At 68.0% G+C, this 11406-nt stretch carries 5 protein-coding genes; 3 read left to right on the plus strand and 2 right to left on the minus strand.

All coding sequences use genetic code 11. The annotated features are described in order from the left end of the window. Nucleotides 1–426 precede the first annotated feature (426 nt). Both ACIQ7H_RS12430 and ACIQ7H_RS12435 read right to left on the minus strand, forming a co-directional pair. Nucleotides 427–3270 (minus strand): hypothetical protein, encoded by a 2844-nt coding sequence (locus ACIQ7H_RS12430; protein ID WP_395791897.1) that lies wholly within the window; start codon nt 3268–3270, stop codon nt 427–429. A 201-nt stretch (nt 3271–3471) separates the two neighbouring features. Continuing rightward, nucleotides 3472–6168: an ELWxxDGT repeat protein gene (locus ACIQ7H_RS12435; RefSeq protein ID WP_395791899.1), complete on the minus strand. Its 2697-nt coding sequence runs from the start codon at nt 6166–6168 to the stop codon at nt 3472–3474. Nucleotides 6169–6444: 276 nt separating this feature from the next. Here ACIQ7H_RS12435 and ACIQ7H_RS12440 point away from each other — a divergent pair, with 276 nt between their 5' ends. The 3 genes from ACIQ7H_RS12440 to ACIQ7H_RS12450 all read left to right on the plus strand — a co-directional run bounded on the left by ACIQ7H_RS12440 (nt 6445) and on the right by ACIQ7H_RS12450 (nt 11314). Continuing rightward, on the plus strand, nt 6445–7359 hold the full coding sequence (locus ACIQ7H_RS12440) for a DUF808 domain-containing protein (RefSeq protein WP_395791901.1): 915 nt from the start codon (nt 6445–6447) through the stop codon (nt 7357–7359). An 81-nt stretch (nt 7360–7440) separates the two neighbouring features. After that, nucleotides 7441–9864, plus strand: a complete 2424-nt coding sequence (locus tag ACIQ7H_RS12445) for an ABC transporter permease (RefSeq protein WP_395791903.1) — start codon at nt 7441–7443, stop codon at nt 9862–9864. Nucleotides 9865–10432: 568 nt separating this feature from the next. Beyond that, nucleotides 10433–11314 (plus strand): hypothetical protein, encoded by an 882-nt coding sequence (locus ACIQ7H_RS12450; RefSeq protein WP_395791905.1) that lies wholly within the window; start codon nt 10433–10435, stop codon nt 11312–11314. Nucleotides 11315–11406 lie beyond the last annotated feature (92 nt).

Genomic DNA, 11406 nt, shown 5'->3' on the forward strand with positions numbered 1-11406 from the left:
AGCGAGCCTGGCTCGACGCACCATTCCGCGGAGCCACGCAGGTTGGGCCAAGCGCAGCGCGGCCCAACGTCTCGGCATTCGAGATCGCCGCTTCGATCATCGCTACGGACCGGCATTCAGAGCCGGTGGGTCAAGACCCACGCTATGCGCAGCGCAGCAGCGCAGGGCGTACCAAGCCCAGCGCGGCCATGTGCGTTGGGCCAGGCGCAGCGCGGCATTCCGCGAAACCGCGTAGGTTGGGCCAAGCGCAGCCCAACGTCTCGGCATTCGAGATCGCCGCTTCGATCATCGCTACGGACCGGCATTCAGAGCCGGTGGGTCAAGACCCACCCTATGCACAGCGCAGCAGCGCAGGGCGTACCAAGCCCAGCGCGGCCATGTGCGTTGGGCCAGGCGCAGCGCGGCCAGCCACATGGCAAGACGCTTCTAGGGCTCGAACCCATCCTCGAACACCCGATTCAGATCCTCCAGCTGCAGTCGATACAGTTCAGCACCCTGCACACCGTCGTCGGCGCGGAAGTACACGTCATCGCCTGAAGCCAGCAAATCGCTGGGCCGGCTGCCGGCCGCGCCCGGTGCGATGTTGGCGCCGCCGAAGTTGAGCAGCTGGCGGTTGAACAGCACCCGCAGTTCCTCGCCGTCGTTGACCGGCGCCGAGCGGTGCGCGCTGAACACCAGCGCGCCGTTGGCGGTGACCACCGGCTCGCGGCCGATCGAACGCAGGGTGGTGGTGCTGTCGTCATAGGCGCAGCGCGTGCCGGCCGCGCTGCCGTCGGTCTCGAACAGCGCGCAGTTGGGCCGGCTGCTGCTGGTGCCGCTGAAGTACAGCCGCCCGTTGGCGAACAGGTAGGGCCGCTGCTGCTGTTGCGCCGACAGGCCACTGCCGGCGCCGGCGAACAGATCGATCACCTGCCGGGTGCCGGCCGTGGTGCCATCGGTGACGTAGAGCTCGCGGCCGCTGCTCGGGCTGAAGGCGGTGAAGAACGTCCGCGGCCCGGCCGCGACGAACTCGCGCGGCTCGCTGGTGCCGGGGCCGGGGTTGATGTCGAGCAGGCGCTGAGTGGTCTGCGCGGTGCCGCCGGTGACCCAGGGCTCGCCGCCCAAGATGCCGTCGTCGGCGCGGAACACAGCGACTTCGGGCAGGCCGGGGCGATTTCGCAGCGTCGTCAGATCACGCACCTGGCCGCCCTCGCTGCCGCTGCGGATGTCCAGCACCAGGGCGGCGTTGTCGTTGGCATCCAGCGCGAACAGCTCCAGCCCGCTGCTGCCGGTGTTGGCGACGAACATCAGCTTGTCGCCCACGGTTGCCAGCTGGGTGAAACCGTCATCAAAGCAGAAGCTCTCCATGCGGCGCTCCTCCGGCGTCGACAGCTCGGTCACCGCGACCGTTCCGGCCAGGGTGCCGTCGCTCTTGAAGATCTCGATATCGTCGAAGCTGCCTTGGTCGGCGTAGAAATACACCCGGCCGTTGCGCTGCGCGTAGCAGCTGGGGTCGGCACTGCGTGCGCGGATGCTGCTGAGGTCGAGGGTGCCGGCCAGGGTGCCGTCGGTGGCCTGCAGCCCGGCGTTGGTGTCGATCCACAGCCGACCGAAGAACTCGCCGATCGCCTGGAAGAAGCGCAGGAAGGGGGTAGGTGCACCGGGCGCGCCCGCGGTCAACGGGAAGGCCAGGGTCTCGGAGCTGCTGCCGCCGAGGAAGGCAGTCACGAACAGCCGCTGGTTGAACACCGCGATCGGGCTGGCAAAGCTGTCGCCGGTGTCTCCAATGAAGTTGCCCAAGGCCACGGTGCTGGCGGCGCTGCCTTGGGTGAAGTACGGCTCGCCGCCGTTGCCGAACTGCGAGGGGGTGTAACCGATCAACGCGCTGATGCCTGCCGACGGATACAGCACCATCGAGCCCGGATCGGTAATCGCATTGCCGCTGATCTCGACTGTGCCGGCGGCCGTGCCGTCGCTGATCCACAGCTGGGTTTGCCCGTCAACGCCAAGCGCAGGATTGATGAAGCCCAGGAACATCCGCAGGTTGTTGGCGCTGCGGTTCATGAAGAAAACGGTGCTGGAATTCGGCAGTCCTTCGGCACCGGGCACCAGCTCCTTCAGCAGCACGGTGCCGGCGGCGGTGCCATCGCTGCTGAACAGTTCGCGGCCGCTGGCAGCGGTGTTGGCGGTGAGCAGGACCCGGTTGCCCAGGCTGACCAGATTGGCCGGGCTGGCGCTGGAGATCGACAGCGTGCCGGCGACCGTGCCGTCGCTGACGAACAGCTGGCTGTCGGCGGTCAAGAACATCCGGAACAGCGAAACGTTCGGCGTCAGCAGGCCATTGGCGTTGCCGAAGCTGCGCAGCAAGGTGCTGCTCGCGGCGCTGTTGCCGAACGCGCGCAGTTCGTCGAGCGCTACGTTGTCTCGAATCAGAACAAAGGTGTTCGGCCCCAGCGACTGCAGATCGGCAACGCTGCGCCCGGTGCCGCTGATGTTGAGCCCGCCGACGCCGGTGGCGCCGATCGGCACTTGGGTGGTCGAGCTGTAGGTCAGCAGGCGCACATCGTTGACGCCATCGACCGTACGCGCCAGCAGGCAGACCTGGCCGGTCGAACACACCTGGATGTCGCTTGGCGAGCCCGAGGCAGTGCCCGCCAGCAGGTCCAGCTCCAGCGTCACCGACGACGATGCGCCCAGGCGCCACAGCTCCTGACCGACATCGGCGCGCGCGGCGCTGAAGAAGGTGCGCGTCACCGAGCTGCCATTGATGCTGAAACTGAGCCGGCTGAAGTTGCCGGGGTTCGAACCATCCGCACCGGGATTGAGATCCAGCACCATCACCGGCTGTGCGCCCGTGGCAACGTCCAGCCGCCACAGCTCGCGGCCGTGCTGGCCGTCGTTGGCGGCGAAGTACAGGCTGCTGCCTTCGGCGTAGAAGTTGGGCGCGCTCTCAAGGCTGCTGCACTGGCCCGGACACAGATCGGCCAGCATCCGCGTGCCAAGTGCGGTGCCGTCGGTCTCCCACAGCTCGGTGCCGTGCTCGGGCGTGCGCATGCTGAACACCGTGCGGCCGCCGAAGAACACCGCCGCCTTGAAGCGATCCAGCCCGCCGTCGATGCCGGAGTTCGGCCCGGTGTTGAGGTCGGCGACCAGATTGACCGTGCCCTGGGCGCGGGCGCTGTCGATCGCGAGCCCCAGTGCTGCCGTGACCCAGAGCAATGAAGCCGCAACGGCGTGCCGAAACGGCACCCGCAGTGCACCCGGTCGAGTCGCGATGTGGATGTGCTGCATAGCCAGAACTCCGAAGTGAACCCAGTGGGGCGGCCGCCCCTTGCACAGGGTCACGGGATTCGGATGGCGCTTTTGCCATCGGCGACGCGAGACGTGGAAATGGCGCGGCCGGAGGCTTGCGAACAGGCGCCGATCTGCCGCGCCGGAACCGTCCCGGCGCGCTGAAGCCGCATCCTGCCGCGCCTGCAGCCGTGCAGCGCCCTACTCGAACCCGTTGGCGAACACTCCGTCGATATCGGACAGGTCCAGCCGGTACAGCTCGAAGCCGCGGCTGCCGTCATCCGCGCCGAACCAGGCCTGGTTGGCGCGCACCAGCAGGGTGTTGGGTGCGCTGCCGCGCGACCCGGGGCGGACATCGCCGCCGGTGATCGGCAGCAGGCTGCGATTTCGGAGCGCGAACACTTCTTCGCCGAGCTGCGGCGCGTGCGCGATGAAGGCGATCGCGCCGTTGTCCAGCAGGCGCGCCACGCTGGCCGGGCTGAAGCCGACCGTGGGCACCGGCAGATCGCGGTTCTGCGCGCAGCGGGTGCCGGCCGGGCTGCCGTCGGTGATGAACACGGGGCAGCCGGCCTCAAGGCTCAGCGGATCCGGGCTGCCGGCGAACAGGGCGCGGCTGGCGTTCGCATCCAGCAGCGGCGAGCGGATGCCGCCGGTGGCGCTGGTGAAGGCGATGCCCGAGCCAGGCCCCGGGTACAGATCGCGCAGCAGCACGGTGCCGGCGGTGGTGCCGTCGCTGCTCCACAGCTCGAAACCGTGCAGCGTGGTGCGCGCGGCGAACACCACCCGGCTGCCGACCCGACGCAGACCGTGCGGGGAACTGCCCGCGGCGCCGGGCTCGATGTCCAGCAGCAGGCGCGTGCCCTGGGCGGTGCCGTCGCTGATCCACAGTTCGCGGCCGTGGATGCCGTCGTCAGCGCTGAACAGCATCTGCTGGCCGAGGCGCTCCAAGCCGCTCGGGCTTGAGCTGGCAGGGCCGGGATTGATGTCGGCCACCGCGCTGAGGCTGGCCGGCGGCAGGTAGCGCAGCAGCTCACTGCCGATGTTCGGCGTGCCGGGATTTCCCGCCACCAGGAAGCCGTCAGCGAAGGCGGCAAGGGTGACGATGTCGCTGACATCGCGCGGGCTGCAGTACTCGAATGCGCCCGCGCTGAGCGTCAGCAGGGGCAGGCTGCCGGCGATACTGCCGTCGAGCCGCAGGATGCGGGTGCCGTCATCGTCATCGGCGAGGATCAGGCCACCGTCGAACAGTCCGCCGCAGCCCTGGCCGATGCTCATGAACGGATGCGTCGCCTCCTCCAGCACGGGGCTCAAGCCATCGGTCGCGAAACTGCGCGTGCCGGCGCGCTGCAGCAGCAGGCGGCTGCCCAGCGACACCCCGCGGCGCTGGCGCACGTTCTGCGCAAGCAGGGTCAGGCGATTGTCGAGATCGGCCGGGTCCGCCGCCTGCAGCTCACTGAGGGAGGCACCATCGACGCGCGCGTTGAACAGCAGGCGTTCGCCGACCAGATCCACCGGAAACGGAAACGCATGGCCGACGTCCGAACGCACTTCGGCCAGGCGCCGCAGGTCACCGACTTGGCCGCTGCTGAAGTGCGGCTCGCCGCCCGCGCGCGAAGCGAACACGTTGCGTCCGCTGCCCGCCAGCAGCACATCGATCGCGCCGTCGGCCAGCACGTCGAGCAGCACGGTGCCGGCGCTGCTGCCGTCGCTGCTCCACAGGGCGTCGTTCGCGCCCAGGTAGACGCGGGTGCCGTCGCGACTGGCCACCAGCGGGCTGAAGGAATTGAAGCCGGCATCGCCCGGGACGATCTCGCGCACCAGCTCGGTGCCGGCCACGGTGCCGGTGCTGCGGAACAGCTCGATGTTGCTGACCGCGCCACTGCGACCCAGCAGCAGCAGCTGGGTCGGCAGCGCGAGCAGACGCTGTGCCGACTGCAGGCCAAGCGACAGCGTGCCTGCGGGTGTGCCATCGCTGACGTGCAGCACACTGCTGCTGGTGAAGAACACCCGGTTCAAGCCAACCACCGCCACCAGCTCGCGAATCGAACTGGCCTGGTGCAGCTGCTGGATGTCGGCGGGCGCGCCGCCGTCGCGCAACGCCCACAGCTGCGAGGGGTTGCCGGCAAGGCCCGAGCGCTGCAGGTACGCGCGGTCGCCCAGCTTGAGCGCGGCCTGCTCGGACAGTCGCTGGGTGGCGGTGTCGGCGGGGAAACCACTCACCGCCGACACCAGGTCGAGCGTGTCGACGCCGCTGTAGATCAGCTGCAGCGGCCGACGCGCACCGGCGCTGTCGAGCGCGGTGCTCAGCAAGCGGTTGGGGCCGAAGTTGACCGGCAGGGTTGGGCGGCCGTCCTCGCGACCGGCGCGGAAGTCGTGCTCCAGCCGCAGCGCATTGGGCAGCACCCGCCACAGCTCGGAGCCCTGGCCGATGCTGCGCGCCACCACGAAGTCGAGCGTGCGCGACACCCCGCCGATCGCCACTGTGACCCGGCGCACCGGGCCGGGGCTGGAGCCCTCCACGCCCGGATTGATGTCGGCGAACAGCCGCGGCGCGCTGGCGCCGGCCTCGAGCACCCACAGCTCGCGGCCGTTCAGCAGATCCTGCGCACTGAAGAACAGACGGCTGCCGACCACGCTGAGATTCGTCGGCGTGCCGCTGCACTGGCCGGGGCAGAGATCGGCGAACAGACGGGTGCCGGCCGGGGTGCCATCGGTGACCCACAGCTCACTGCCCTCCTCGAAGCTGGCGGTAGTGAAGAACTGGCGGCCGTCAAAGCTCGCCGACTCACCGAGGCCGCCGCCCTGGGCGTCGTTCAATCCGGTGAACTGATCGGGCAACGGCTCAATGCGCGCTCCACCCTGCGCCAGCGCCATGCCGCAGGCGCTCAGCAGCCACATGGCCAACAGCAGCGTGCCTGTTGCGCGCCTGAACTGGGACAGCCGCGGCGGCATCGATCGCGCGGGGCCGCCCGTCGCGCGGCTGCGCTGTTGTGCCCGAGTTGAACCGACCCTGCCTGACTGTCGCATCTGCGCTCTCCTGAGCTCGCCCGGGCTGAAGTGCCGGCAGCAGAGGGCACGCAAAGGAGTCAGCGTTTTTGCCATCGACAGCGTGCGGCCACACAGCGGGCCGGGCGGCGCCTTAAACTCCGCGCCTTCCCCATCGACGTGATAGCCATGGCCGGATCCAGCCTGTTCGCCCTGATCGACGACATCGCCAGCCTGCTGGACGACATCGCCGTGCTGACCAAACTCGCCACCAAGAAAACCGCTGGCGTGCTCGGCGACGATCTGGCGCTGAATGCGCAGCAGGTGTCCGGCGTGCGCGCCGAGCGCGAGCTGCCAGTGGTGTGGGCAGTGGCGAAAGGTTCGGCCGTGAACAAAGCCATCCTGGTGCCGGCGGCGCTCGCCATCAGCGCCTTGCTGCCCTGGGCGATCGTGCCTCTGCTGATGATCGGCGGCGCCTTCCTGTGTTTCGAGGGCGTCGAGAAGCTCGTCCACAAATGGCTGCACAAGCGCGAGATCGAGGCCGACCAGAAGGCCTTGCTGGAGGCCGTGGCCAATCCCGAAGTCGATCTGGTGGCGCTGGAGCGCGACAAGATCAAGGGCGCGATCCGCACCGACTTCGTGCTGTCCGCCGAGATCATCGTGATCTCGCTGGGCACCGTCGCCACCGCGGATTTCACCCGCCAGATCGGCACCCTGGTTGGCATCTCGATCGTGATGACGATCGGCGTGTATGGCCTGGTTGCCGGCATCGTCAAACTCGACGACCTAGGCCTGTACCTGTCACAGCGCGCCTCAGCCGCCAAGCAGGCGATCGGCCGCGGCATCCTCTACGCCGCACCCTGGCTGATGAAGTTCCTGTCGGTCGCCGGCACCGCCGCGATGTTCCTGGTCGGCGGCGGCATCCTGGTCCACGGCATTCCCGCCCTGCACCACTGGGTGCAGGACACCCTGCCCCGCCTCGGCGGCTGGGCGCTTCCGGCCGAGCTCGGCATCAACGCCGGCGTCGGCATTGCGGCGGGCGCAGTGCTGGTGGCGATCTGGATGGGGATTGGCAAACTGCGTGGCAGCGCGGCGGCGCACTGATCGGACCGCCCGCGCGGAGTTGAGGCCGGATCGCCCGGTTCGCTCCGCTTCTCCCTCAGTCAGCCGCGAGGTCAGCGCGTCATGATCTTGATCTCAAGCCTCCGCCACGCCTGGATCCGTCATGCCCGGAACAAGGGCCTGTTCGCGCTGGTCGTAGCGGCGCTCGGATTGACCCTCGGCGTGGTCGTCTGCGCCATTCAGTTCACGCATCTGGTCACGTCGCAGCCCTTGCCGTATCCCGAGCAGGCGCGCCTGGTGGTCATCGAGCAGCTGATCCTCGATCACATCGCCCACCCGCGGTCGCGCGATCTCTCCTACCCTGCCATTGAGCTGCTTCATCGCGAGTCGCAGGGCGTCCTGAGCGCGTCGGTGATGATCGATCAGGCGCGCGACCTTGTGACCTCGCATCCGGCCCAGCCGCTGGTCACAGTCGGCTACATCAGCGATGGCTATGCGGAGCTGTTCGCACCAACCATGGCGCTGGGCCGGTTTCCCGGCGCGGGCGAGGACAGCGGCGAACAGCGGCCGCTCGCCGTGATCAGCCACACCGCCTGGCGCGATCTGTTCGACCTGCGCCGCGACGTGCTGGGCCTGCGCATCCGCACCGCCGCAGGGGTGGACTTCGAGGTGGTCGGCGTCACCGCGCGCGAGTTTGTCGAGCCCGAGTTCTACGGCCCCGGCAAGCGCACGGCGGTGTGGTTGCCCTGGGCCTTCAACCCGTCGCCTCGGCATTGGGGTTGGGCGTCAAACACCGACAGGTTGACGCTGGCCGGTCGTTTGCCGCCGGACACGGACGCTCGGCAGGTGGGCGAGCGCCTCTCCCAGCTGTTGAGCACGCGCTGGGCTGAAGAAGTCGGCGCATCTGCGGGCGACCGTCAGGGCTGGTCCACGCGGGTTGAGCTGACGCCCGCACAGCAGGTAATCGCGGGCAATGCGGCCGAGGTGGCACCGCTGCTGTTGGCAGGCACGCTGGGGCTGTTTGTCATTACCCTGGTGAACATCATTCACCTGCTGCTGGCGCGGGTGGCCGAACGCACTCGGGAGTTCTCGATTCAGCGCGCTCTGGGCGCAAGCCACCGGCATGTGTTTGGCCAGGTGCTGGCCGACATGGGCGTGCTGATGCTGCCGGTGGGGGTGATGGCGGTGCTGGTGGCGAGCGCGGGATGTGCGCTTGTGCGGCATCTTCTGGCGTCGCTGTTGCCTCGGCTTGCCGAGCTGTCGATCGGCTGGCCGACGGCGGCCCTCACGCTCGCTGCCTCGCTTGCACTTGCACTGCTGCTGGCCGGGATCGCGGTAGGGGCGAGCCTGAGGTCGACGGCGAACGCCAGCCTACACAACGGCCGGCAGGGCACCACCGCCAAAGTCTCGCGGCGATTGCGGATGGCACTCATGGCCAGTCAGATCGGGGCGGCGGGGCTGCTGATCGCGGTCAGTTTCGGCCTGTTCCGCGAGGCCTACGGGACACTCAACGCGCAGGGCATCGAGCTCGGACGCAGCGCGAGTCTGTTTCTCTATCAGACATCGGCTGCACTGGCCCGCGAGCAGCCGCTGGAACAGCAGCTCGGCGACATCAGGCGCCGTTTGGCGGAGCTGCCGGCGGTTGAACGGGTCAGCCAGTCGCACTCGTCCCTGCAGGACTTCATCAAGTCGGCGGTCGTAGCGGGCCGGTCGGGTGCGCAGCATCCGGTGGAGCTCAAGCGCATCGATCAGGAGTACCTCGGGATGACCGGGCATCGACTGGTGTCGGGGCGCGACTTCAGCGCCGCCGAGGTACAGCAGAGCGATCCGGTCGCCCTCGTCAACTCGGTGTTCGCCTTGACGCTGGAGCGCGACGGCGGAGCGCTCGGAACTCAGCTGTCGCGCGGTGGAACTGCGCACACGGTGGTCGGCATCGTCGATGACCTTGCCTACCCGGGTGCGACAACCGCCACGCCGCGGATCTACCTGCCGGCCTCGGAAGCCGGCCAGAACTTCATCCTCCGATTCCGACCGGGGCAGGCCATGAGCCGCCAGCAGTTGGTGGAATTCGTGGCAGTGGCCAATCCCGGCTTCGGGGTATTCCTGTACGACGATCTGGATCGACAGGGATCCGACCTGCTGCTGCCGCGTCGTCTCGTCGCAGTGTCCTCGGCGATGATCTCGCTGCTGGTGGTGCTGGTGGCGGGCCTGGGTCTCTACGGCATGGTCCGCTACACCACCCGGGTGATTCGCAGCGAGATCGGCGCGCGGCTCGCGTTCGGAGCGCGCGCCCACCATATCGTTCTGATGCTGATCAGAGGCAACCTGACCGCGATCGCCCTCGGCAGCGTGCTGGGCATCGCTGCACTCGTACTGGTCTTGCCTGCGATGGGCCCCTCTCTCGGGTTGCCTGAAGTCAACCTCGGCCTGCAGGATCTCGCGATCGCGTTCGGCGCGCTCAGCCTGCTGGCGGTGCTGGCCTGTCATCTGTCGGCGCGGCCGCTGTTGACGGACTCTCCGGCGGCGGTGATGCGGGATCTCGAATAGAGCGGCCGACGACCGCGCCCGCCTCGGGCGAGGCCGCCGGCGCGGGCCCGAGCTCGGCGCTCGGGCCGCATTCAAAGCTCAGGCTGGCGCAGGGCGTGCTGCATCACGGCACCCGGCGGCAGCGCGTCGATCGGCTCGAACGCCCCTTTGGCGCACACGCACAGGCAGGGCGCAGCTGTTTCACTGCGCTGCGCTTTCGTTCAGCCCTCGAATGGACCGCGCGGGCGTTGCATTACCTCGGCGTACCGCTCTGGCTGCTGCGGCGGCTGAGCTGAGACCTTCCGGGAATCTGTTCGGGCGAAGAGTCCCCCATAGGCTTGGCAAGCCAGGCCAAGGCGTCGGTGACGCCCTTGCGCCGATCGCACTGTGCACCAGGCCTGCACGTGCTGGTCAGCCGAACGCAGGCTCACGTTCGCGCCATTGATCTGTCCAAAAAAGTTCATGGCCCAGGGTGTCGGGTCGGCGGTGCGTAGGGCGTCATCTCAAGGCCACTGGCAGATCCACCAGGGCCCTGCCGCAATCAAACGGCAGTGCGATCGAAGTCACCTTCCGACAGAGGCTTATGACGATGAGCAGCGCGCCATGCAAGACAGGCCTCGGCCTGTGCATTCTGATAGCCGCCTGCAGTATGGCGGTGAGCCACGCCCGAACCGCGGAGCAAACTGACAGGGAGTCGTTCAGCACGCTGCCGGCATTTCTGCAGACGCATGCCGAAGCTGTGGAGAAGCTGCTGCAGACTCGACCAGGCTTCGCTCACTACCTGGACGGCAGTTACGACGATGAAGCCGTTCATGCGGCTTACGAAACGCTCTCTGCCGAGGCGGTTCACGCCAAGGCGGACGCGACGCCACTGCGAGAGTTGGCCGAACGCTACCGTCCGATCTACCGCTTCTCGCAGACCTTCACCCGCTACTGCACTCCGCTGACCTGGTCCGAGGCGAACCGTGAGGTCTGCTTGAGCCAGATGCCGGCAAGAGTGCCGGTGTATGTCAGCTACTCGTTCCGCCGCGCCGAGAACGGCGGCGGCAGTCATAGCGTTTGGATCAACTACCACGTCTTTTACGGCCGCCAGCGCGGCTTCGCCGGAGCCGGCGCCCATGGCGACGACTGGGAAGTCACCAGCATATTGTTCGTCAACGGCACGCCATCGGCGGTGCGCTATCGCGTCCATGGCTCAGCTTTGAACACCATGCCGTTCAAATCCGCACGCCGCAGCGGTGACCAGATCTGGGTCTATCCGGGCTATTGCTTTCACGGCGGGTATCCCAACGGCGGCTGCCCTGCCCTACCGTTTCTCACGTGGAACGACTGCCGTGGAGAAACCTATGTGATCGACAGTCAGGTGCTCGACTGCAGCTTCAATGCCCCGGGAGGCGATTCCTGCACCCACTTCCCGGCCAATCGCAATCTGTGGACCGTAAGCGTCCGCCCACCTCACCTACCTTCCTGACCTGATTCTCCCGACCGTCTCCGGTTTCCCCAACGGAGGAGCGGTCGATGGCGTGTTCGGAGGTGCGGCGATGGCGGGCGCATGTGCGCTCG

Origin of the sequence: Aquimonas sp. (genome assembly GCF_044377145.1) — a bacterium.
Lineage (GTDB): Bacteria > Pseudomonadota > Gammaproteobacteria > Xanthomonadales > Xanthomonadaceae > Aquimonas.